Source organism: Nocardioides sp. Leaf374 (genome assembly GCF_916862475.1).
Lineage (GTDB): Bacteria > Actinomycetota > Actinomycetes > Propionibacteriales > Nocardioidaceae > Nocardioides > Nocardioides kribbensis.
On sequence record NZ_CAKASO010000050.1, the window covers coordinates 1 to 22331 of the forward strand.

The following is a 22331-nucleotide window of genomic DNA, read 5'->3' on the forward strand; positions in this document are numbered from 1 at the left end:
TCGGCGGGCACCCCGGCGATCGCGCGCCCACGAGCGGTGACGGCTCCGGCGTCGTCGACGGCGCCGAGGCCGGCGAGGGTGGCGCGGGCCAGCGCGAGCGGACCGGGCGGGGGCGGGTCGAGGAGGGCGAGGCCGGCGCCGTCGGGGACGCCCCACACGGCGAGCTCCAGGGCGAGGGCCGTGAGGTCGGCGGTGAGGATCTCCGGCTGCGGGTGGGCCTCGAGGTGGGCGTGCTCGGCCTCCGACCAGCAGCGCAGCACCGCCCCGGCGGCCTCGCGGCCGGCGCGCCCGGCCCGCTGCTCGGCGCCGGCGCGGCTCACCCGCACCGTGACCAGGCCGGCCAGACCGCGCGCGTGGTCGGTGCGCGGCTCGCGCGACAGCCCGGCGTCGACCACCACGCGCACCCCCGGCACCGTGAGCGACGACTCCGCGACCGCGGTCGACACGACGACGCGGCGGCGCTCCCCCGGGCTCAGCGCCCGGTCCTGCTCGACGGCCGGCAGGCGACCGTGCAGCGGACGGACGTCGACCCCGGCCGCGGCAGCCGCGGCCGCGAGCCGGCGCACGACGCCGTCGACCTCCGCGACGCCCGGCACGAAGACCAGCACGTCGCCCGGGTGCTCGACGAGGGCGAGGCGGGTCGTCGCGGCCACGTGGTCGAGAAAGGCCGGGGTCACCCCGCGGTCGTCGGCGCGGCGCACGGCGGGCGGTGGCGGGCACCAGCGGCGCTGCACCGGGTGGAGCGCGCCGGGCACGTCCACCACCGGCACGGCGGTGCTGACGGCGCCGGGCGACCCCGCACCTGCGCCGCGCGGGGCGCCCTCGCTGGCGGCGCCGCCGTCGTCGGCGCTGCTCTCGCTGCTGTCGCTGTCGTCGCTGTCGTCGCTGTCGTCGCCGGGACCCTGGTGCGACGGCACAGCGCCCGTGCCGTCGGACTCGTCCGTGGGGTGGTGGGCCTCGGGGTGGTGGGCCTCGGGGTGGTGGGCCTCGGGGCCGAGGAGCGCGGCCGTGCGGGTCGCCTCGACGGTCGCGGACATCGCCACGAGCAGCAGGTCCTCGCGCAGGTTCTGCCGGACGTCGACGAGCAGGGCGAGCGTCAGGTCACCGTCGAGGTGGCGCTCGTGCACCTCGTCGAGCACCACCGCACCGACCCCGGGCAGGTCGGGGTCGCGCTGGAGCCGCCGCAGCAGCACCCCGGTGGTGACCACCTCGACCCGCGTGGAGGGTCCGGCGCGTCGCTCGCCCCGCACCGTGTAGCCGACCGTCTCCCCCACGGGCTCACCGAGCAGGTGGGCCAGACGCCGGGCCGCGGCGCGTGCGGCGATGCGGCGCGGCTGGGTCACCACGACGCGACCGCCCCCGCCGCCCAGGAGGTCGGCGACCAGCGGAGGCACCAGGGTGGTCTTGCCGGTGCCGGGCGGCGCCTGCACCACCGCGGCGCCGTGGTCCTCCAGCGCGACGCGCAGCGCGGGCAGCCCCGCGACCACCGGGAGGTCCGGCGGGTGGGCCAGCAGTCGCCGGATCGGGTCGCTCACCGGCACAGTGTCTCGTGCCGCGCGAGCGGGACGGGCCTCCCGTCGCTCAGGCCCTCCCCGCGATGGCCGCGCACGCTCCGTCGCACGCTCAGCCCGACCTGCCACTGCAGCGGCGCCAGCTCCGCCGCACGAGGGGCCGCAGCGTTCGCGGAGGCGGCGGCCAGCAGCCCGCGGCAGCAGACCACGTTCTGGTTGAACGAACGTTCGATCAAACCGCTCCGACCCGCGCACGCTCCGCCGCACGCTCAGCCCCGACCCGCCACTGCAGCGGCACCGGCTTCGCACACCAGGGGCCACAGCGTTCGCGAGAGGCGGCGGCCAGCACCCCCGCGGCGGCAGACCACGTTCTGGTTGAACGAACGTTCGATCAACCCGCGCGCCGACCGGCGCCCGCTCCGCCGCACGCTCGGCCGCACTGCGACGGCAGCCACGCCGGCTCCGCCGCACGAGGGGCCGCAGCGGTCGCGAGAGGCGGCGGCCACCGGCTTCGCGGCACGAGACCACGTCCTGGTTGAACGAACGTTCGATCAACCCGCGCGCCGACAGGCGCCCGCTCCGCCGCACGCTCGGCCGCACTGCGACGGCAGCCACGCCGACTTCCCCGCACGAGGGGCCGCAGCGGTCGCGAGAGGCGGCGGCCAGCAGCTTCGCGGCACGAGACCACGTCCCGGTTGAACGAACGTTCGATCAACCCGCGCGCCGACCAGCACACGCTCCGCTGCGCCCTCGGCCGCACTGCGACGGCAGACACGGCGGCTCCCCCGCACGAGGGGCCGCAGCGGTCGCGAGAGGCGGCGGCCAGCAGCCCGCGGCAGCAGACCACGTCCTGGTTGAACGAACGTTCGATCAACCCGCGCGCCGACCAGCGCCGGCTCCACCACACGCCCCCGAGGCCCCAGAGGCGCCGAGGCACCACGCTCCGGTGACACGGACGTTCGACCACCGCACCGCGGCAGGGGTCGAGGCGCACCGCCGCCGGCCCGGGCGCCCCGGGCGCACCAGGCGCCCCGACACGCTCGACCGGTCGGGGCCCTGCGTGCGGCCCGGCCGGCTCAGACCAGGGCGCCGTCGAGCACGGTCGGGGTGCCGCGCAGGAACGTCGCCACGACCCGGCCGGGCAGCTCCATGCCGCGGTAGGGGGTGTTGCGCGACAGCGACGCCGATGTCGCGGGGTCGACGACGCGGCGTACGGCGGGGTCGTAGAGCACGACGTTGGCCGGGGCGCCGACCGCGAGGGGGTGACCGTGCTCGGCGAGCCGGCCGATCCGCGCGGGCGCGGCCGACATGCGCTCGGCGACGCCGGCCCAGTCGAGCAGCCCGGTGTCGACCATCGTCTCCTGCACGATCGACAGCGCGGTCTCGAGACCCAGCATGCCGAAGGCCGCCGCGGCCCACTCGCAGTCCTTGTCCTCGTGGGGGTGCGGGGCGTGGTCGGTGGCCACGACGTCGATCGTGCCGTCGGCCAGCCCTGCGCGCAGCGCCTCGACGTCGGCCGCGGTGCGCAGCGGCGGGTTGACCTTGTAGATCGGGTCGTAGGTCGCGGCGAGCTCGTCGGTGAGGAGCAGGTGGTGGGGGCACACCTCGGCGGTGACCTCCCAGCCGCCCTCGCGCGCGGCGCGGGCCTTGGCCTCGCGCACGATCTGCACCGACCCGGCGGTCGACACGTGGCACACGTGCAGCCGCGAGCCGACGTGGGCGGCGAGCAGGCAGTCGCGGGCGATGATCGCCTCCTCGGCCACCGCCGGCCAACCGGTGAGGCCGAGGCGGCCCGAGAGCTCGCCCTCGTTCATCTGCGCCCCTTCGGTCAGGCGCGGCTCCTGGGCGTGCTGGGCGACGACGCCGTCGAAGGCCTTGACGTACTCCAGCGCGCGCCGCATCAGCACCGCGTCGCTCACGCACCGGCCGTCGTCGGAGAAGACCCGCACCCGGGCGGCGGAGTCGGCCATCGCGCCGAGCTCGGCCAGCCGCTCGCCGGCCAGCCCGACGGTGACCGCGCCGACCGGGAAGACGTCGCAGTGACCGGCCTCGCGGCCCAGGCGCCACACCTGCTCGACGACGCCGGCGGTGTCGGCGACCGGCTCGGTGTTGGCCATGGCGTGCACGGCGGTGAAGCCGCCCATCGCCGCGGCACGGGTGCCGGTGTCGACGGTCTCGGCGTCCTCCCGGCCCGGCTCGCGCAGGTGGGTGTGCAGGTCGACCAGTCCGGGCAGCGCGAGGAGGCCGGTGGCGTCGACCACCGTCGCGCCGTCGGCCCCGGGGCCGGCGGCCAGGTCGGGGCCGACCGCGGCCACCACGCCGTCGGCGAGCAGCAGGTCGGTGGTCTCGCCGCCGAGGATCGAGGCGTTGCGGAGCAGGTACGTCGTCACGCGGGTGCGCTTTCTGTCGGGAGGAGCGGGGCGTCGGCGGTCCCGGGGCTGCCGGGGCCGCCCGGGAGGCCGGCGGGTCCGTCGGCGGAGAGGTCGGCGCCGCTGAGGAGGAGGTAGAGCACCGCCATCCGCACGGCCACGCCGTTGGTGACCTGCTCGACGATGACCGAGCGCGGGGAGTCGGCGACGTCGGCGGTGATCTCCATGCCGCGCACCATCGGACCGGGGTGCATCACGATGGCGTGGTCCTGCAGCGTGGCCATCCGGCGACCGTCGAGGCCGTAGCGGCGCGAGTACTCGCGCGGGGTCGGGAAGAAGCCCCCGCTCATCCGCTCGCGCTGCACGCGCAGCATCATCACGGCGTCGGCCTTCGGCAGCACCGCGTCGAGGTCGTAGGACGTCTCGACCGGCCACGAGCCGACGCCCACCGGCATCAGCGTCGGGGGCGCCACGAGCGTGACCTCGGCGCCGAGGGTCTGCAGCAGCAGCGCGTTGGAGCGCGCGACCCGGCTGTGCAGGACGTCGCCCACGATGGCCACCCGCCGCCCGTCGAGCCCGCCGCCGTCGGCCGCGCCGAGGTGGCGGGTGAGGGTGAAGGCGTCGAGGAGCGCCTGAGTGGGGTGCTCGTGGGTGCCGTCGCCGGCGTTGACCACGCTGGAGCGGACCCAGCCCGAGTGGGCGAGGCGGTGGGGTGCACCACTGGCGCCGTGACGCACCACCACGGCGTCGGCCCCCATCGCCTCCAGCGTCAGTGCGGTGTCCTTGAGGCTCTCGCCCTTGGACACGCTGGAGCCCTTGGCGGCGAAGTTGATGACGTCGGCGCTGAGGCGCTTGGCCGCGGCCTCGAAGGAGATGCGGGTGCGGGTGGAGTCCTCGAAGAAGAGGTTGACCACGGTGCGCCCGCGCAGGGCGGGGAGCTTCTTGATCGGCCGGTCGGCCAGCGAGCGGAGCTCGGCCGCCGTGCGGAGCACCAGCTCCGCGTCGTCACGGGTCAGGTCGGCCGCGCTGAGCAGGTGCCGCTTCACGCCCCCACCCCCGCGCCGCCGGTCCGGTCGCCGGACTGGTCGACGGTCTGGTCGCCGGTCTGCTCGCCGGTCTGGTCGCCCAGGCCGGGGGGCGGGCCGGTGATGGTGACCGCGTCGAGGTCGTCGACGCCCTCGAGCCTCACGCTGACGCGCTCGACCAGCGAGGTGGGCAGGTTCTTGCCCACGAAGTCGGCCCGGATGGGCAGCTCGCGGTGACCGCGGTCGACGAGCACGGCCAGCCGCACCGCGCGCGGGCGGCCGATGTCGCCGAGGGCGTCGAGCGCCGCGCGGATGGTGCGCCCGGAGAAGAGCACGTCGTCGACCAGCACCACGGTGCGCCCGTCGATGCCGCCGGGCGGGATCTGGGTGGGGAGCAGCGCGCGGGCCGGCTTGAGGCGCAGGTCGTCGCGGTACATCGTGACGTCGAGCGAGCCCACCGGCACCTCGGTGCCCTCGACCGCGGCGAGGCGCTCGGCGATGCGCTGCGCCAGCGGCACGCCGCGGCTCGGGATGCCCAGCAGGACGAGGTCGGCGCCGCCCTTGTTGCGCTCGAGGATCTCGTGGGAGATCCGGGTCAGTGCCCGGGCGATGTCACGGGCGTCGAGGACGACGCGGCCTCCGGCCGTCGGGTCGTCGGGTGCTGCAGGCTGGGCGCACACGGTGCCGCCGGACCTCCTTCTCCGCCTCACGGGACGGCTCGTTAAAGGATGTCGATCGGCGCCGACCCTAGCAGCCGCAGGGTCCGACGCCGCGACGTCGGACCCGGCGGCCGGCAGGTGCTCCAGGGCGCCAGGGCTCCGGGCCCCGGGCGGGCTCAGGCCTCGGCGATGTCGAGCAGGACCTTGCCGACGGCGCCGCCCTCGACGGCGTCGTGCGCGGCGCCCGTCTCCTCCAGCGGGTAGTGGTGCAGCGGCACGCCGGCCTCCGCACCCACGCGCAGGGCACCGGCGGACACGGCCGCGGTGACGTCCTCGGCGGCGGCCTGCACGAGGTCGGCGCCCAGGGTGTAGAGCAGCAGGCCCTGCAGGCGCAGGTTCTTGGCGAAGGTGGCCCGCACCGGCACGGTCGCCTCGGCCCCGCCGTTGTCGGCGTAGTAGGCCAGGGTGCCGCGGTTGCGGAGCACCTCGACGTCGAGGCCGACGTTCTGCGCCAGGGCCACCTCCACGACCAGGTCGACGCCCTCGGGCGCGACCGCACGGATCTCGGCGGCGGCGTCGGAGGTGCGGTAGTTGACGATGTGGTGGGCGCCGGCCGCGCGGGCCAGGTCGGCCTTCTCCTCGCCGCTGACCGTGGTGACCACGGTGGCGCCGGCCCAGACGGCCAGCTGGATCGCGGCGTTGCCGACCGCACCGGCCCCGCCGGCGACCAGCACGGTCTGTCCGGCCATCGAGCCCGGTGCCAGACGCGCGGTGGTCTCACCCGCGGTGAGCGCGCGGTGGGCGGTGACCGCCGGGACGCCGAGGGAGGCACCGAGGTCGAAGGACGCGCCCTCGGGCAGCGGCACGACGCGCTCGGCGAGCTGCACGGTGTGCTGGGTCGACGTACCGAGGCCGCGACCCGACTGGGCCAGGACCAGCCAGACCCGGTCGCCCACGGCGTGGGTGGTGACGCCCTCGCCGACGGCGTCGACGACGCCGGCACCGTCCTGGCCAGGGGCGACCTCGGTGAAGTCGCCGTTCAAGCCGTTGGCGCGGAACTTCCAGTCCGTGGGGTTGACCCCCGCCCGCACCAGGCGGACCCGGACCTCGCCGGGCCCGGGCTCGGGCAGGTCGCGCTCGACGACCTCGAGGACGGAGGAGGGACCGGGCTTGCTGTAGACGACTGCTCGCATGGAGGGCGTAGCGCCCCGGGCCCGGGACTTGTTCCCGTGGAGGGCCTCAGGCCCCTGCCGGGCCCCCGCGGCCGGTGGCGGTGTCCGCCGGGCTCACAGGGTCGCGGCCATGCCGGCGCAGGCGGTGAGCCAGGCGCGCCGGGTCTCCTGGGACAACCGGGCGTAGGGCACGACGGAGCCGGAGACGAGCGCGGGGTCGTAGGGCACGCGGTAGACCGCGCGGGTGCGCTGCTCGTAGACGTCGACGAGGTCGCGCGCCAAGGCCGCGTCGACCTTCGGGGAGGGGTCGGAGAGCACGGTCACCGTCTTGTGCTTGAGGTCGGGGTGACCGGCGTCCTGGAGGGCGTCGAGCATCCAGAGCCCGCTGTAGCCGGTGTCCTCCCGCACGGTGCTGGTGACCACCAGCAGGTCGGCGGCCGCGGCTGCGGCGAGCCAGTTCTCGGCGCGCATGTTGTTGCCGGTGTCGACGAGCAGGATCCGGTAGAAGCGCTCGAGCAGCCCGTGGACGGCGGCGAAGTCGTCGGCGCGGATCGTGCCGGTGACGTCGGCCCGCTCGTCGGAGGCCAGTACGTCGAAGTGGGCGTCGCCCTGGGTGCGGACGTAGGACCCCAGGTCGCCGATGCGCGACTGCGCGACGTCGTCGAAGCGGCCGAGGTCGCCGAGCAGCTCGCGGGTGGTGTTGCGGTGGTGGCCGCGGGTGCCCCGGATGCCCAGCGTGCCCCGGGTCTCGTTGTTGTCCCAGGCCACGACTCCCCCGCCCCGCACGGTGCCGAAGGTGTAGCCCGCCGCCAGCACGCCGGTGGTCTTGGCGGCCCCGCCCTTGGGGTTGACGAAGGCGATGGTGCGCGGGCCCGAGAGCTCGCGCTGCACCGCGGCGCGGTCGCGCTCGTGGGCTGCCTCCGCGCGGCCCATCGCCGGGCTGAGGAGTCCGCCGCTCCACCGGCGCACCCGTCCGCGCCAGCCCCACGTGGCCGGCCCGTGGTCGACGACGTCGGCGCGGCGGTCGAGGAAGTCGGTGGCCGACATGAAGCGTCGCGGCTGCGCCGGTACGCCGCCGGCGCCCGCCTCGCCCGCGGTGGCCGGCGGGGCGGTCGGCGCGACCGTCGGCGCCGGGCCGGCCTGCGGGCCGGCGGGCGGGCCAGCGGGCGGGGAGGACGGTGGCGGGGCCGGCGAGGCGGCGAGGGGGGCCGGTGGTGGCGAGGTCGGCGTCCACTGCGGCGGACCCACGGCGGGCGGGGGGCCGGCAGGCGGTCGGTCGGCGTCCCTCACCGGGCCGGCCGACGGGTCGGACGGGGACACGTCGGGCGGAGTGGTCAGGGGGTCGGCCAGGGGGTCGGCCAGGGGGTCGGCCAGGGGGTCGGCCACGGGGTCGGTCAGGGGGTCCCCCAGGGGGTCGGCCAGGTGGTCGGTGACCGGGGCGCCGTCGCCCGGGGGCGGCCCGCTGCGGTCGGCGGCCGGCGCACGGTCGGCGGCGTGGGCCGCGAGGTCCTCCGGTCGGTGGAGCCCGTCGCTGGCGTCGGCAGACTCGGGGCGCGACCCGGGAGGGGGTCCGGGCTGGATCGCGGGCCGGGGGTCGTGCGGCTGCGGCTGCGTCATGGGTCCTCCGAGAGACGGTGCGGCGTGCCGGTCTCCTTCCCACCACCCGCCCGTGTCACACCCGCTCGTGCCGCGGGCGCCGGCGCCCTGGCCGTGATGCCTGGCCGTGATGCCTGGCCGTGATGCCTGGCCGTGATGCCTGGCCGTGATGCCTGGCCGTGATGCCTGGCCGTGATGCCTGGCCGTGATGCCTGGCCGTGATGCCTGGCCGTGATGCCTGGCCGTGATGCCTGGCCGTGATGCCTGGCCGTGATGTCTAGCCGAGGGTGACCTCGACGACCACGTCGTCCTCGTCGAGGAGCAGGTTGACCCGGTCGGGGCGGAAGTCGAGGGTGCGCATCGTGCCCGGGCGCAGCAGGCGGTGGGGTCGTCCGGCGGCGTCGAGCTCGCTGACGGCGTCGGTGGCGGTGAGGCCGACGAGCCCGGTCGGCGGGGTCGGGTCGACCGGCGGGGGCGTGGAGGTCATCGCCCCAGCATGCCCGGTGCGGCGACCGGGTCGGCCCGACCCCGCGGTCCCGGCGACGTCAGCGTGAGAGGTGACGCGCGCGGGCGAAGCAGAACAGCCCGTAGCAGCCGATGCCGACGGCGATGACGCCGAGCATCACGGGGCCGTAGGGCTGCTGCAGCACCTTGTGGAGGGCCTGGTCGAGCCCGCCGGACTTCTTGGCCTGGTGGGTGTAGGCGGCGTAGAGGAAGAGCCCGCCGACGATGCCGATGGCGACGCCCTTGGCGGCGTAGCCGGCCTTGCCGAACCAGATGTAGGCCGTCCCGGCCTCACCGCTCTTGCCCTCCGCGGTGAGGTGCTCGCGGAACTTCTCGGTCCAGGCACGCACGATCTGACCCACGCCGTAGGCGATGACGAGCACGCCGGCGAGGCCGACCATGAACTGCCCACCCGACATGTTCATCACCGTGGCGGTGGTGTCGTCGGAGCCGCCCTTGGAGCCCGATCCGGTGGCGACCTGGACGGCGCTCCACCCGATCACGGCGTAGATGACGCCCTTGAGCACCGAGGAGGCCCGCTTGAGCCAGAGGTCCTTGCCCTCCTCGCCGCGGTGCCCCCCGACGGCCTCGAGGACGCGCCACACGACGAGCAGCAGCATGCCGATCGCGATCAGCCAGATCGCCAGCTCACCGAAGGGCTCGTCGGTCAGCTGCTGCAGCGCGCCCGTGCTCGACGCCGAGCCGCTCTGGTCGCCCAGCGCGAGCTGGAGCGCGATCCAGGCGATCATCAGGTGCACCACGCCGTAGGCGACGAGCCCCGCCCGCACCGCGTGGTCGAGCCAGTCGCTGGACTCGGCCCGGTCGGTGGCGTCGCCCGCCTTGCGCGTCATCTCTCCCATGGGGGGTGAACCTAGACCCTTCGGGGCCCTCCGCGCCCGGGTCCTGGGCCACCTGTGAGGGTGAAGCCTCCCCGCCCCCGGACCCGGGGCGCCCGCGTCGGCTCAGGACAGGTCGCCCAGGGCGGTCTCGACGGCGCGGTGGAAGGTCGGGTAGGCGTAGATCATCGTGCGCATCACCTCGACCGGCACCTCGGCGTGCACCGCCAGTGCGAGCAGGCCGAGGATCTCCCCACCGGCAGGGCCCATGGCGGTGGCCCCCACCAGCACGCCGCGGTCGGCGTCCTCGACCACCTTGACCAGCCCCCGGCCGCCCGGGCCGTGGGTGAAGCCGCGCGAGGACTGCTCGAGCGGCGCGCTGCCCGTGCGCACGCGCAGGCCGGCGTCGCGGGCCTGCTGCTCGGTGAGGCCCACCCCGCCGACCTCGGGATCGGTGAAGGTGGTGTGGGGCACGGCGTGGTAGCGGGCCGCCGGGCCCTCCTCGCCGGTGATGTCGCGGGTCGCGATCGCCGACTGGTACATCGACACGTGGGTGAAGGCCCCGTGGCCGGTGATGTCGCCGATGGCCCACAGCCGGTCCCCCGCCCGCAGGCGCTCGTCGACCTCGACGGTGCGGGCGGTGGGGTCGAGGCCGACCGTCTCCAGCCCCAGGTCGTCGAGGTTGGGGGTGCGACCGGCCGCCACGAGCAGCTTGTCGGCCACCAGGCGCTCGCCCTCCTCCCCGTCGAGGGCGAGGGTGAAGGCACCGTCGGCGTAGGAGACCGAGGTGGTCTCGACACCGGTCATCACCCGGATCCCCTCGGCGGCGAAGACCTCCTCCAGCAGCCGCCCGGCCTCGGGCTCGTCACCGGGCACGAGACGCTCGCCGTGCTGCACGATCGTCACGCGCACCCCGAAGCGGGCGAGCACCTGGGCCATCTCGCAGCCGATCGGCCCCCCGCCGAGCACGACGGCCGAGCCCGGGAGCTCGGTGAGGCGCACGACGTCACGGTTGGTCCAGTACGGCGTGCCCGCGAGCCCGTCGATCGGCAGCTCCGCGGGGCGGGTGCCGGTGTTGAGCACGACGCCGCGCTGCGCGACGTAGGTGGTGCGGCCGCCGTCGGGAGCCTCGACGACCACCCGACCGGTGCCGTCGAGGCGGCCGACGCCGTGCACCACCGTGGCGCCGGCGTCGACGAGCCGGTCCACCGCGACCTGGTCGTCCCAGCCGGTGGTGGCCTCGGTGTCGATGCGGCGGGCCACCGGCGACCACGACGGCACGACGGTCGCGTCGCCGGCCAGCTCGCCGACGCGGTGGGCCTCGGCGAGCGCGTCGGAGGCGCGCACCATCATCTTGGTGGGGATGCAGCCGTAGTAGGGGCACTCGCCGCCGACGAGGTGCTTGTCGACGGCCACGACCCGCAGCCCCGCCTGCGCCGCACCCGTGGCGAGGGCCTCGCCCCCGGGGCCGAGGCCGATGACGACGAGGTCGACGCTCACTTCTTCGCTCATGGCGCCAGCCTGCCCGCCCGGGCGGGCCCACGGATCACCCGATCGTGGGACCCGGGCGGGGGCGGCCGCCGAGGGCGGTCATGGCGCTCAGACCAGGGAGGCCTTGTCGCGCATGACCGCGCCCAGGACGCCGTTGACGAAGGACGGCGACTCGTCGGTCGACAGGTCGCGCACCAGGGCCATGGCCTCGGAGACGGCGACCGGGTCGGGCACGTCGTCGGCCCACAGCAGCTCGAAGACGCCCAGGCGCAGCACGTTGCGGTCGACGGCCGGCATCCGGTCGAGGGTCCAGCCCTCGGAGTAGGTCGCGAGCAGCTCGTCGATGCGCGCCTGGTGCTCGACCACGCCGCGCACGAGCTCACCGGTGTAGGCGTGCTGCGGGCCCTCGCCGTCGGCGACGGCGCGCTCGAGGTGCTCCAGGGGAGCCTCGCTGCGCATCTCGGCGGCGAAGAGCACGTCCAGCGCCCGCTTGCGGGCCTTGGAGCGGGCCGCCATCAGGACTTGACGCGACCGAGGTAGGAGGAGTCGCGGGTGTCGACCTTGACCTTCTCGCCCTGGTTGATGAACAGCGGCACCTGGATCTCGTGGCCGGTCTCGAGCGTGGCCGGCTTGGTGCGGCCGGTGGCGCTGTCACCGGCCAGGCCGGGCTCGGTGAAGGTGATGACGAGCTCGACCGAGGCGGGGAGCTCGACGAAGAGCACGCGGCCCTCGTTGGTGGCCACGATGGCCTCCTGGTTCTCCAGGAGGAAGTTCGCGCCGTCGCCGAGGATCTCCGGGGCGACCTCGAGCTGGTCGTAGGTGGCGACGTCCATGAAGACGAACGAGGTGCCGTCGTTGTAGAGGTACTGCATGGTGCGGCGGTCGACGGTCGCGGTCTCGACCTTGGTGCCGGCGTTGAAGGTCTTGTCGACGTTCTTGCCCGACTCGACGTTGCGCAGCTTGGTGCGCACGAAGGCGGGGCCCTTGCCGGGCTTCACGTGCTGGAACTCGACGACAGCCCAGAGCTGACCGTCGATGTTGAGAACCATGCCGTTCTTGAGGTCGTTGGTCGATGCCATCTGCGCGGTTCAGCCTCACTGCGTCGGGGAGTCGGAGCGTCGCCCGAGGCGTCTCGGACGAACGCCTGAGTCTACCGGGCGCGGGCCGCAGCCCCGCACTCGGCGGTGGGGGCCGGTCAGCCGGCGCTGCTGCGCGCGACGACCTCGAGCGCCACGCGGTAGCCGTCGACGCCGAGGCCCTTGACCACCTCGACGGCGTGCGGGGTGACCACCGAGTGGTGGCGGAACTCCTCGGGCCGGGCGTGGGGGTCGGAGATGTGCACCTCCACCAGGGGTGCGGTCAGCTGGGCGCAGGCGTCGTAGACGGCGTAGGAGTAGTGCGTCCACGCCGCGGCGTTGAGCACCACCGGGTGGCCGTCGTCGGCCGCGGCGTTGAGCCAGTCGACCATCACGCCCTCGTGGTTGGTCTGGCGCACCTCGACCTCGAGCCCGAGGTCGCGGCCCCACCCGACGCACAGCACGGCGAGCTCGGCGTGGGTGGTCGAGCCGTAGATCTCCGGCTGACGCTTGCCGAGCCGGCCGAGGTTGGGCCCGTTGAGCACGAGGACGCTCATGCACCCTCCCCCGCGGAGCCCGTGCTCCCCGCGTCGGTCGTGACGGCGGCGAAGGCCGCGCGCAGGTCGGCGTCGGAGGGCCCGGCGAGCACGCGCGGTCGCGCGACGTCGTCGAGCACCACGAAGCGCAGCTGGTCGCCGCGCGTCTTCTTGTCCACCCGCATCGTGGCCAGCAGGTCGTCGTACGCCGCCCCGGCGTAGCCGGTGGGCAGGCCCACCCGGGCGAGCACGCTGCGGTGCCGCTCGACGACGGCCGCAGGGAGACTGCCCGCCCGGTGCGCCAGCTCGGCGACGAACACGCAGCCGATCGCCACGGCCTCGCCGTGACGGATGGCGTAGCCCTCGGCGCGCTCGATGGCGTGGCCCAGGGTGTGGCCGTAGTTGAGCACCTCGCGACCGGGGTGGCCGTCGGCCCCGCCGGTCTCGCGCAGGTCGGCCACCACGACGTCGACCTTGACGCGGATGGCGCGCTCGACGAGCTCGCGCAGCACCGGCGAGCCCGCGACCAGGTCGGCGGGGTCGGTGGCCTCCACCAGGTCCAGGATGACCGGGTCGGCCACGAAGCCGCACTTGACGACCTCGCCGAGCCCTGCGACGAGCTCCTCGCGGGGCAGCCCCTCGAGCAGGGCCAGGTCGCACAGCACGCCGGCGGGCTCGTGGAAGGCGCCGACGAGGTTCTTGCCCGCCGCGGTGTTGATGCCGGTCTTGCCGCCCACGGCGGCGTCGACCATCGCCAGCAGCGTGGTCGGCACGTGCACGACCCGCACGCCGCGCAGCCAGCTGGCCGCGACGAAGCCGCCCAGGTCGGTGGTGGCGCCACCGCCGAAGGTGACGACGGCGTCGGAGCGGGTGAAGCCCGCCGCGCCGAGCGCCTCCCAGACGTCGACCAGCACGCCGGCGGTCTTGGCGGCCTCGCCCTCGGGCAGGCCCAGCGCCAGGACGTCGTGGTGGGGCCGCAGCGCGTCGACGACGGGCTGGGCGAGCTCGCCGAGGGCTCCGGCGTAGAGGAACGCCACACGCTGCACGCCGGGGCCGAGCAGGTCGTGGAGGCGGTCGGTGACCCGGTGGCCCACCACCACGTCGTAGGGCGAGGCGCCGCCGACGTGCAGCACCGTCGGGTCGGCCGGTCGGGTCGGGTCGTCGGTCGGGCCGTCGGTCGGGTCGGTCACGGCAGGAGCTCCTCGATCGCGTCGGCGACCTGGTCGGGGGTGCGGGCGTCGGTGTCGACGACATGGGTGGCGACGGCCTCGTAGACGGGCGTGCGCTCCTCGAGCAGCTGCTTCATGCGGCCGCGCACGTTGCCCATGAGCATGGGTCGGGCGACCCCGAGGCCGACGCGGGAGGCCGCGTCGGCGAGCCCCACGCGCAGGAAGACGACCACGTGGCCGGCGAGCAGGGCGCGGGTGTCCTCGCGCAGCACCGCTCCCCCGCCGAGGGCCAGCACGCCGGGGTGCTCGGCGAGCGCGGCGGCGACGGCCGCGGCCTCGAGGTCGCGGAAGTGCTGCTCCCCGTCGTCGACGAAGATGTCGGAGATCGCGCGCTGCTCGGCGGCCTCGACGTCACGGTCGGTGTCGCGGACCCCGACGCCCCAGCGGGCGCCCAGCAGGTCGGCGACGGTGGTCTTGCCCGCGCCCATGGGCCCCACGAGCACGACGCGGGGACGGACGGCGGGGCTGCCTGCGCTCACCGGTAGGTCAGCGCGTCGAGGTAGGTCTCGACGTTGCGCCGGGTCTCCGACAGCGCGTCGCCGCCGAACTTCTCCAGCAGCGCCTCGGCCACGACGAGGGCGACCATGGCCTCCGCGACGATGCCGGCGGCCGGCACGGCGCAGACGTCGGAGCGCTGGTGGTGGGCCACCGCCTCCTCGCCGGTGGCGACGTCGACGGTGCGCAGCGCGCGGGGCACGGTGGCGATCGGCTTCATGGCCGCGCGCACGCGCAGCACCTCGCCGGTGGTCATGCCGCCCTCGGTGCCCCCGGAGCGGCCGCTCGTGCGTCGGATGCCCTCGGGCGTGGGCACGATCTCGTCGTGGGCCAGCGACCCGGGGGTGGCGGCCAGGGCGAAGCCGTCGCCGACCTCGACGCCCTTGATGGCCTGGATGCCCATGAGCGCTCCGGCCAGGCGCGAGTCGAGGCGCCGGTCCCAGTGGACGTGGGAGCCCAGGCCCGGCGGGAGCCCGTGCACGACCACCTCGACGACGCCGCCGAGGGTGTCGCCGTCCTTGTGGGCCTGGTCGATGCGCGCCACCATCGCCTCGCTGGTCGCGGGGTCGAGGCAGCGCACGGGGTCGGCGTCGAGGCGGTCTAGGTCGCCCTCGCCCGGCCACAGCCCGTCGGGGGCGCGCACGCCGCCGAGCTCGATGACGTGGGAGAGGATGGTCGCGCCGCAGGCCTGGGCCAGGAAGTTGCTGGCCACGCGGCCGAGCGCGACCCGGGCGGCGGTCTCGCGGGCCGAGGCTCGCTCGAGGATCGGGCGGGCGTCGGGGAAGTCGTACTTCTGCATGCCCGCCAGGTCGGCGTGACCGGGACGGGGCCGGGTGAGCGGCGCGTTGCGGGCCAGCGAGGCCAGTTCCTCGGCGTCGACCGGGTCGGCCGACATGACCTTCTCCCACTTGGGCCACTCGGTGTTGCCGACGATGATCGCGACCGGTCCGCCCTGGGTCTCCCCGTGGCGCACGCCACCGGTGATCGTCACCTGGTCCTGCTCGAACTTCATCCGCGCGCCGCGGCCGTAGCCGAGACGGCGGCGGGCCAGGGAGTCGGCGATGTCGTCGCTCGTGACCTGGACGTGGGCGGGGAGCCCTTCCAGGACGGCGACCAGGGAGGGGCCGTGGGACTCGCCCGCGGTGAGCCAACGCAGCATGACGGCAGTGTCCCACGGCGCTGCGCGAGGCCGACGCCCCCCGTCGCGTCCCGAGACCGGCCCCCGCAGCGCTCCCGCGTCAGCGCAGCAGGGCGTCGATCACGGCGGGTCCGGTCAGCACGCCGATCAGCGCGCCCACCACCATGAACGGGCCGAAGGGGTAGGCGGCCTTGAGCAGGGCCCGGTCGCGGCGCACGAGGGCGAGCACGAGACCCGGCAGGCCGAAGACGAGGAAGCCGGCGTAGACGCCGACGACGAGCTCGGCGACGCCGAGGCGGCCGAGCACGAGCCCAAGCAGCGCGGCCAGGCGCACGTCGCCGAAGCCCATGCCGGCGGAGTGCACGGCCCACAGCAGCCAGTAGAGGGACCGCGCCACGAGCAGGCCGACGCCCGCGCGCAGGACCGCGTCGTGCTCGCCGGTGACCGCCCACTCCCCCAGCGCGAGCAGCACCAGCGCCCCGGTCGCCGGGAGCACGAGGCGCGAGGGCAGCAGGCGGGTGTGGCCGTCGACGTAGGCCAGGGCCACGCACAGCGGCACGACCGGCAGCGCGTAGGCCAGGGCCCACGCGGTGTCCTCGGTCAGCCCGTCACCGAGCACGGCCCGGGCGACCAGGCCGCCGGCCATGGCGGAGACGAGGGCCACCCACGGGCCCAGGTGGGGACGTGCCGCGAGGTCGACGTAGAGCGGCTTGGGCGGCTCGGCGGGCTCGGTGGGAGGACCGGTGGGCGCCGCGGGGGCGGGGGGCTCGGGCAGCGCCCGGATCAGCGCGGGCACGCCCAGCCCGGCGAGACCGCAGCCGAGGACGGCGAGGGCCACGACGAGGAGCTCGGCGGCGGCGTCGCTCACGCCGGTGCCCGCGCGGCGAGCGCGGCTGCGCCCGCGGCGCGCATGACGTCGACGGGGCCGAGGCGTCCGGTCATGAACTCGACCTGGAGGGCGGCCTGGTGCACCAGCAGGTCGAGGCCGGCCACCAGTACCGTGCCGTCGGCGGTGGCCGCGGCCGCGGCGAGGGGCGTCGGCCACGGGTCGTAGACGACCTCGAAGACGACCGGCGTACGGGCCCAGCGCAGCACCAGGTCGGGGGTCTGGGCGGCCGCGGGCACGGTGGAGACCACCAGCTCGGCGGGGCCGACCTCCTCGGCCGGTGTGGCGAGGGGCAGCACCCTCACGTGGGCCCCGCCGGGGTGGCGGCGGATCGCGTCGACCGTCTCGGTGGCGCGCTCCGGGGTGCGCGCGAGCACCACGACCTCGCGGGCGCCCAGCTCGCAGGCGGCGAGCCCGGTGGACGCGGCCGTGGCGCCCCCGCCGAGCACGACGGCCCGTGTCACCTCGCCGTCCCACCGCTCGCGCACCGCCGCGACGGCGCCGGGGAGGTCGGTGTTGTCGGCGCGCAGTCGGGGCTCGTCGACCAGCAGGGTGTTGGCGGCGCCGACCAGCCGGGCCCGCTCGGTGACCTCGCCGCGGGCGCCGACGGCCAGGGCCATCACCTCGCGCTTGAGCGGCATGGTGAGCGACAGCCCGCGCCACGAGTCGTCGAGGCCCGCGAGCACCTCCGGCAGCGTGCCGGAGGCGACGCGCACGGCCTCGTAGGTCCAGTCCAGCCCGAGCGCGGCGTAGGCCGCCCGGTGCAGGACGGGCGAGAGCGAGTGACCGACGGGGTCGCCGACGACGGCGCAGCGCATCCGGGACGCCTCAGCAGCGGTCGGACTGGGTGGCGCAGTACTCGTCGAACTCCGCCTCGTAGACCAGGAACTCGTCGTAGGTGTCGGCGAACTTGGTCTCCCCGGTGCGCAGGTCGACCGTGACGTAGTAGAGCCAGTCGCCCTCGGCCGGCGCGGCGGCCGCCGCGATGGCGGCGTCGCCGGGCGCCTCGATCGGGGTCGGCGGCAGGCCGGGCTGCTCGTAGGTGTTGTACGGCGAGTCGGCCACCGACGCGATCTCGTCGGTGGTGAGGCGGGCGATGCCCGACTCCCCGAGGGCGTAGTTGACCGTGGCATCGATCTGCAGCAGACCGGCGGTCTCGTCGTTGTCGGGGCTGAGCCGGTTGTAGATGACCCGCGCCACCTTGGGCATGTCGTCGCCGCGGCCCTCGGCCTCGACGAGGCTGGCGATGGTCATCAGCTCCTGGGGGCTGATGCCGAGCCGCTCGGCCGAGGCCTCGAGGTCGGCGTCGTCGGCGGCCTGGCGCCAGCGGGTGAGCATCGCCTGCACCATGCCCTCGGCGTCCTCGCGCGGCGCGAAGGCGTAGGTCGAGGGGAAGAGGTAGCCCTCGGGGTTCCCCTCGGCGTAGTCGGGCAGCCCGAGGTCGGCGAGCAGGCGGCGGTCGTCGAGCACGGCCTCGAGCTCGGCGGTGGTGACCTTGGTCTGCTCGGCAAGGATCGCCACGATGTCGACGACGCGCAGGCCCTCGGGGATGGTGACGGAGTCGGTGATGACGTTGGCCGGGTCGACGAGCACGTCGATGGCGTCGGCCGAGGACATCTCCTCCTTGAGCCGGTAGAAGCCGGCCTGGATGGCCGCGGAGTCGGGGTTGTCGGTGGCGGCGCCGACGCAGGCGTCGACCGAGGCCACGACGCCCTCGTCCTTGAGGTTGCGGCAGATCTGGGTGGAGCTGTCGCCGGAGGCGACCTCGAACTGCACGCGCCCCGAGCCGGGGCCCTCGAAGTCCTCGGGGTCGCTGAACTGGTCGGCGATGAAGCTGCTGGCCCGGTCGTAGACCAGGTAGCCGCCGCCTACGAGCACGGCCAGCGCCACCAGCACCGCGAGGCAGCCGGGCAGCCGGCTGCGCTTCTTGCGACGGCGCCCGCCGAGGTCGGGGGCGCTGCTCAGCGGCAGCGGGGAGTCGTCGTGCTCGGGGTGCTCGGGGTGCGCGGGGTGCTCGGGGTGCTCGGGGTACGCCGCTGCGTGGGCCGCACCGTCGTCCGGGGCCGCGTCCCTGGGGGCGCCGTCCGCGGGGTCGCGGTCGTGCTCACTCATGCTGCTCCTCGACGTCGTCACCGAGGAGCTCGCCGGGAGGGTTCCCGGTGGCGCGCTCGGTGTCCAGTGCATGCTGCAAGATCAGCACCGCCGCGGCCTGGTCGACCACGGACCGCTGCTTGGGGCCCTTGCGGACGCCCCCTGGGCTGCCGCGCAGCATAGCCTCCGCCGACACGGTGGTGAGCCGCTCGTCGACCAGCCTCACCCGCACCGGGGCCACACGGCGGGCCAGCGTCGCCGCCCACGCCCGGGTCTTGGCCGCGGCCGGACCCTCCCCGCCCGACAGCGACCGCGGCAGGCCGGCGACCACCTCGAGCACCTCGGAGTCCTCGCCGATCTCGGCGATGATGGCCGCGAGGCGGGCCAGGTCGCCCCGGCCCCGCTTGACCGTCTCCACCGGCGTGGCCAGGAAGCCGGTCGGGTCGCTGCGGGCGACACCGATCCGGGCGTCGCCCGGGTCGATGCCGAGCCTGACTCCGTGGCGCACGGCTCAGGCTCCTGCCGTGCGGCCGACCTCGGCGACGACCAGGTCGAGGGCCTCGTCGACGCGGGAGGCGTCGGTGCCGCCGCCCTGCGCGACGTCGGCCTTGCCCCCGCCCTTGCCCCCGACCAGCGGGCCGACGGCGCGGACCAGGTCGTTGGCGGAGAGGCCGCGCTCGCGCGCGGCGTCGTTGGTGGCGGCGACCACGGCGACCTTGTCGTCGACGACACCGATCACGACCACCACGCCGGGCTCGCCCTGGGGCAGCCGGCCGCGCACGTCCATGGCCAGGGTGCGCGCGTCGCCGCCCCCGGCGCCGTCGACACGGTGGGCCACGACGTGCACCGGCCCGACCTGCCTGGCCTGTGCGGCGATGGTCTCGCCGCCGGCGAGGAGCTGGGCGAGCCGGGCCTTCTCGACCTCCTTCTCGGCGGCGCGCAGCCGCTCGACGAGGTCGCCGACACGTCCGACCAGGTCGTCGGGCCGGGTCTTGAGCAGGGTGGTCAGCTGGCCGACGACGTCGCGCTCGCGCGCGAGGTAGTCGAAGCCCTCGATGCCGGTGTGGGCCTCGATGCGGCGGTTGCCCGAGCCCACCGACGCCTCACCGGTCACCACGATCGTGCCGATCTGGGAGGAGTGGTCGACGTGGGTACCGCCGCACAACTCGCGCGACCAGGGGCCGCCGATCTCGACGACGCGGACCTTGGTGTTGTCGTAGGTCTCGCCGAAGAGCGCGATGGCGCCCCAGTCCTTGGCCTCGGGCAGGGTCATGTACTGCCAGCCGACGGGCAGGTCGGCGCGCAGCGCGGCGTTGGAGACCTGCTCGATCTGTCGGACCTGGTCGGGGTCGAGCGCGGTGGTCCAGCCGAAGTCGAGGCGCAGGTAGCCCGGGCGGTTGTAGGAGCCCGACTGCAGCGCCGAGGGGCCGAGCACCTCGCGCAGGGCGGCGTGGACCACGTGCGTGCCGGAGTGCGCCTGCCGCGCGCCGGTGCGCCAGGCGGGGTCGACGCGGGCGTGGAGGGTGGCGTCCTGCACCAGCTCGCCCTCGAGCACCCGCACCTGGTGGACGACGAGGCCGCGCACCGGGCGCTGGACGTCGAGCACCTCGAGCAGCGCACCGTCGGCGACGAGCCGCCCGGCGTCGGCGACCTGCCCTCCCGACTCGGCGTAGAAGGGCGTGCGGTCGAGCACGACCTCGCCGACCTCGCCCTCGCGCAGCACCGGCACGCCGACGCCGCCGGCGAGGACGGCCAGCACGCGCGACTCGGTCTCGAGGGTCTCGTAGGCCAGCCACTCCGTGGGGCCGTGACCGTCGAGGATCCCGCGGTAGACCCCGGTGTCGGCGTGCTGGCCCTTCTTGGAGCGCGCGTCGTCCTTGGCGCGCTGGCGCTGCTCGCCCATGAGGGCGCGGAAGCCCTCCTCGTCGACGCTCAGCCCGGCCTCGGAGGCCATCTCCAGCGTCAGGTCGATCGGGAAGCCGTAGGTGTCGTGCAGCGCGAAGGCCTGGTCACCGGCCAGGCGGGTGCCGCCGGCCTGCTTCACCTGGCCCGCGGCCAGGTCGAAGATGTGGGTGCCGGCCTGGAGGGTCTTGCGGAAGGCCTCCTCCTCGGCGAAGGCCACCCGGGAGATGCGGTCCCAGTCGGTGTGGAGGTCGGTGTAGGTCTCGCCCATCTTGTCGCGGCTGACCGGCATCAGCTCGGGCAGCGCCGGGTCCTCGTAGCCCAGCAGCCGCATCGAGCGCACGGCCCGCCGCAGCAGCCGGCGCAGCACGTAGCCGCGGGCCTCGTTGCCCGGGGTCACGCCGTCGCCGATGAGCATCATGCCGCTGCGCACGTGGTCGGCCACGACCCGGAAGCGCACGTCGTCGACCGGGTCGGCACCGTAGCGGCGCCCGGTGAGCTGCTCGGCCATCCGGATCACGGGGAACATGACGTCGATCTCGTACATGTTCTCGACGCCCTGGGTCATGAACGCGACGCGCTCGAGGCCCATGCCGGTGTCGATGTTCTTCTTCGGCAGCGAGCCCGCGATGTCGAAGTCCTCCTTCGAGCGCACCGCGGAGAGCTCGTCCTGCATGAAGACCAGGTTCCAGAACTCCAGGTAGCGGTCCTCGGCGGAGAAGTCGCCGTCGGCGCCGTAGGCGGGGCCGCGGTCGATGAGGATCTCCGAGCACGGGCCGCCGGGGCCGGGCACGCCCATCGACCAGTAGTTCTCCGACTTGCCCAGCCGCGCGATCCGGTCGTCGGGCAGTCCGGTGATCTTGCGCCACAGCGCGACGGCCTCGGGGTCGTCGACATAGACGCTGGGGTAGAGCCTGGCCTCGTCGAAGCCCCAGCCGCCGTCGGACTGGGGCTTGGTGACCAGGTCCCAGGCCAGCTCGATGGCCCGCTCCTTGAAGTAGTCGCCGAAGGAGAAGTTGCCGCACATCTCGAAGAACGTGCCGTGGCGGGTGGTCTTGCCGACGTCCTCGATGTCGGGGGTGCGCACGCACTTCTGCACGCTGGTCGCCTTGTCGTAGGGCGGGGTCTCCTGGCCGAGGAAGTACGGCTTGAAGGGCACCATGCCGGCGTTGACGAAGAGCAGGTTGGGGTCGTCGAGCAGCAGCGACGCCGACGGGACGGGGGTGTGGCCCGCGCGCTCGAAGTGCGCGAGGAACCTCCGGCGAATCTCCGCGGTCTCCATCAGCTGCCTTCCTGTCCTGGGTGGTGCCGGTCCGCGCTGGTCGCGCGGGCGGCGGTGTCGGTGCTCGGGTCTGTGGCGGTGCTCGTGCCGGTGCCGCTGCTGGCGCCGGTGGAGGTGCCGGCCGCCGGGTCCGCGACGGGCGGTGGGGCGCTGAGCTCCGGGCGGGCGGAGCCCTGGAGCGCCCCGCCCACCCGGGCCCGCACGGCGGGCTCGGCGTCGGCGCGGCCCTGGGCGACCTCGTCGCGCAGGATCCGGGCCCCGACCACGGCGGCGCCGACCCGGTCGCGCATCCCGTCGACCGTGAGGGCCTCGGCCACGCGGCGCCCCCGCACCATGGCCCACACGCCGGCGCCGGCCCCTGCGGCGAACCACAGCCCCCGGCTCATCCCGCCCGCCTCACGCCGCGGGCTCCCGCGAGAGGTCGAGGCCGGCGACGTACTCGTCCCAGCCCCAGCTGCCATCGCCCGCACGGTGGCCGGCACCTCCAAGAAGGTCACGCTCGAGCTGGGCGGCAAGGCGGCCAACATCGTCTT

At 75.1% G+C, this 22331-nt stretch carries 21 protein-coding genes; all 21 read right to left on the reverse strand.

Annotation, left to right across the window (positions count from 1 at the left end; translation table 11 throughout):
• The coding region (locus tag LPA27_RS17215) for a helicase-related protein (protein WP_416383249.1) at positions 1-1535 on the reverse strand (1535 nt) is incomplete at its 3' end.
• A 1052-nt stretch (positions 1536-2587) separates the two neighbouring features.
• Positions 2588-3901: a dihydroorotase gene (locus LPA27_RS17220; RefSeq protein ID WP_228943224.1), complete on the reverse strand. Its 1314-nt coding sequence runs from the start codon at positions 3899-3901 to the stop codon at positions 2588-2590.
• A complete protein-coding gene (locus LPA27_RS17225) occupies positions 3898-4926 on the reverse strand; it encodes an aspartate carbamoyltransferase catalytic subunit (protein WP_056904353.1) in 1029 nt (342 codons plus the stop codon). The genes LPA27_RS17220 and LPA27_RS17225 overlap by 4 nt, the downstream gene beginning before the upstream one ends.
• Complete coding sequence (pyrR, locus tag LPA27_RS17230) at positions 4923-5585, reverse strand: bifunctional pyr operon transcriptional regulator/uracil phosphoribosyltransferase PyrR (protein WP_228943225.1); 663 nt, start codon at positions 5583-5585, stop codon at positions 4923-4925. Before pyrR ends, LPA27_RS17225 begins: the two co-directional genes overlap by 4 nt.
• Positions 5586-5740: 155 nt before the next feature.
• The gene (locus LPA27_RS17235) at positions 5741-6757 is read right to left on the reverse strand and encodes an NADPH:quinone reductase (protein ID WP_228943226.1); all 1017 of its coding nucleotides are present in this window, start codon (positions 6755-6757) and stop codon (positions 5741-5743) included.
• 93 nt (positions 6758-6850) lie between these two features.
• Positions 6851-8353 carry a MinD/ParA family ATP-binding protein gene (locus tag LPA27_RS17240; protein ID WP_267477228.1) on the reverse strand — a complete coding sequence of 501 codons (1503 nt, stop codon included), beginning with the start codon at positions 8351-8353 and terminating at the stop codon, positions 6851-6853.
• 256 nt (positions 8354-8609) lie between these two features.
• Positions 8610-8819, reverse strand: coding sequence for an I78 family peptidase inhibitor (locus LPA27_RS17245; protein WP_056904357.1), 210 nt, complete (start codon positions 8817-8819; stop codon positions 8610-8612).
• Between the two features lie 58 nt (positions 8820-8877).
• The gene (locus tag LPA27_RS17250; RefSeq protein ID WP_082499979.1) at positions 8878-9696 is read right to left on the reverse strand and encodes a DUF1206 domain-containing protein; all 819 of its coding nucleotides are present in this window, start codon (positions 9694-9696) and stop codon (positions 8878-8880) included.
• 102 nt (positions 9697-9798) lie between these two features.
• On the reverse strand, positions 9799-11184 hold the full coding sequence (locus tag LPA27_RS17255) for a dihydrolipoyl dehydrogenase family protein (RefSeq protein WP_228943227.1): 1386 nt from the start codon (positions 11182-11184) through the stop codon (positions 9799-9801).
• Positions 11185-11271: 87 nt separating this feature from the next.
• On the reverse strand, positions 11272-11679 hold the full coding sequence (gene nusB, locus LPA27_RS17260; protein ID WP_056862781.1) for a transcription antitermination factor NusB: 408 nt from the start codon (positions 11677-11679) through the stop codon (positions 11272-11274).
• Entirely contained in the window at positions 11679-12242 is a 564-nt protein-coding gene (gene efp / locus LPA27_RS17265) for an elongation factor P (RefSeq protein WP_056862780.1), read from the reverse strand. Before efp ends, nusB begins: the two co-directional genes overlap by 1 nt.
• A 116-nt stretch (positions 12243-12358) precedes the next feature.
• Positions 12359-12796 carry a type II 3-dehydroquinate dehydratase gene (locus LPA27_RS17270; protein WP_056862779.1) on the reverse strand — a complete coding sequence of 146 codons (438 nt, stop codon included), beginning with the start codon at positions 12794-12796 and terminating at the stop codon, positions 12359-12361.
• Positions 12793-13965 (reverse strand): 3-dehydroquinate synthase, encoded by a 1173-nt coding sequence (aroB, locus tag LPA27_RS17275; RefSeq protein ID WP_228943228.1) that lies wholly within the window; start codon positions 13963-13965, stop codon positions 12793-12795. The genes LPA27_RS17270 and aroB overlap by 4 nt, the downstream gene beginning before the upstream one ends.
• Complete coding sequence (locus LPA27_RS17280; RefSeq protein WP_308196067.1) at positions 13962-14483, reverse strand: shikimate kinase; 522 nt, start codon at positions 14481-14483, stop codon at positions 13962-13964. The genes aroB and LPA27_RS17280 overlap by 4 nt, the downstream gene beginning before the upstream one ends.
• Positions 14480-15658, reverse strand: a complete 1179-nt coding sequence (gene aroC, locus LPA27_RS17285) for a chorismate synthase (RefSeq protein WP_200918943.1) — start codon at positions 15656-15658, stop codon at positions 14480-14482. Before aroC ends, LPA27_RS17280 begins: the two co-directional genes overlap by 4 nt.
• A gap of 79 nt (positions 15659-15737) precedes the next feature.
• Positions 15738-16505 (reverse strand): prepilin peptidase, encoded by a 768-nt coding sequence (locus tag LPA27_RS17290; protein WP_228943229.1) that lies wholly within the window; start codon positions 16503-16505, stop codon positions 15738-15740.
• Positions 16502-17341 carry a shikimate dehydrogenase gene (locus tag LPA27_RS17295; protein ID WP_228943230.1) on the reverse strand — a complete coding sequence of 280 codons (840 nt, stop codon included), beginning with the start codon at positions 17339-17341 and terminating at the stop codon, positions 16502-16504. The genes LPA27_RS17290 and LPA27_RS17295 overlap by 4 nt, the downstream gene beginning before the upstream one ends.
• 10 nt (positions 17342-17351) lie before the next feature.
• A complete protein-coding gene (mltG, locus tag LPA27_RS17300; RefSeq protein ID WP_228943231.1) occupies positions 17352-18635 on the reverse strand; it encodes an endolytic transglycosylase MltG in 1284 nt (427 codons plus the stop codon).
• Complete coding sequence (gene ruvX / locus LPA27_RS17305; protein ID WP_056904365.1) at positions 18628-19122, reverse strand: Holliday junction resolvase RuvX; 495 nt, start codon at positions 19120-19122, stop codon at positions 18628-18630. Before ruvX ends, mltG begins: the two co-directional genes overlap by 8 nt.
• Before the next feature lie 3 nt (positions 19123-19125).
• Positions 19126-21798, reverse strand: coding sequence for an alanine--tRNA ligase (gene alaS, locus LPA27_RS17310; RefSeq protein ID WP_056904366.1), 2673 nt, complete (start codon positions 21796-21798; stop codon positions 19126-19128).
• On the reverse strand, positions 21798-22184 hold the full coding sequence (locus LPA27_RS17315) for a DUF6167 family protein (protein ID WP_228943232.1): 387 nt from the start codon (positions 22182-22184) through the stop codon (positions 21798-21800). Before LPA27_RS17315 ends, alaS begins: the two co-directional genes overlap by 1 nt.
• Positions 22185-22331 lie beyond the last annotated feature (147 nt).

Excerpts from the sequence above, each read along its gene's own strand:
- LPA27_RS17235 (WP_228943226.1), bottom strand. The coding sequence starts at position 6,757 with ATGCGAGCAGTCGTCTACAGCAAGCCCGGTCCCTCCTCCGTCCTCGAG.
- LPA27_RS17240 (WP_267477228.1), bottom strand. The coding sequence starts at position 8,353 with ATGACGCAGCCGCAGCCGCACGACCCCCGGCCCGCGATCCAGCCCGGA.
- LPA27_RS17245 (WP_056904357.1), bottom strand. The coding sequence starts at position 8,819 with ATGACCTCCACGCCCCCGCCGGTCGACCCGACCCCGCCGACCGGGCTC.
- LPA27_RS17250 (WP_082499979.1), bottom strand. The coding sequence starts at position 9,696 with ATGGGAGAGATGACGCGCAAGGCGGGCGACGCCACCGACCGGGCCGAG.
- LPA27_RS17255 (WP_228943227.1), bottom strand. The coding sequence starts at position 11,184 with ATGAGCGAAGAAGTGAGCGTCGACCTCGTCGTCATCGGCCTCGGCCCC.
- nusB (WP_056862781.1), bottom strand. The coding sequence starts at position 11,679 with ATGGCGGCCCGCTCCAAGGCCCGCAAGCGGGCGCTGGACGTGCTCTTC.
- efp (WP_056862780.1), bottom strand. The coding sequence starts at position 12,242 with ATGGCATCGACCAACGACCTCAAGAACGGCATGGTTCTCAACATCGAC.
- LPA27_RS17270 (WP_056862779.1), bottom strand. The coding sequence starts at position 12,796 with ATGAGCGTCCTCGTGCTCAACGGGCCCAACCTCGGCCGGCTCGGCAAG.
- aroC (WP_200918943.1), bottom strand. The coding sequence starts at position 15,658 with ATGCTGCGTTGGCTCACCGCGGGCGAGTCCCACGGCCCCTCCCTGGTC.
- LPA27_RS17295 (WP_228943230.1), bottom strand. The coding sequence starts at position 17,341 with ATGCGCTGCGCCGTCGTCGGCGACCCCGTCGGTCACTCGCTCTCGCCC.
- mltG (WP_228943231.1), bottom strand. The coding sequence starts at position 18,635 with ATGAGTGAGCACGACCGCGACCCCGCGGACGGCGCCCCCAGGGACGCG.
- alaS (WP_056904366.1), bottom strand. The coding sequence starts at position 21,798 with ATGGAGACCGCGGAGATTCGCCGGAGGTTCCTCGCGCACTTCGAGCGC.
- LPA27_RS17315 (WP_228943232.1), bottom strand. The coding sequence starts at position 22,184 with ATGAGCCGGGGGCTGTGGTTCGCCGCAGGGGCCGGCGCCGGCGTGTGG.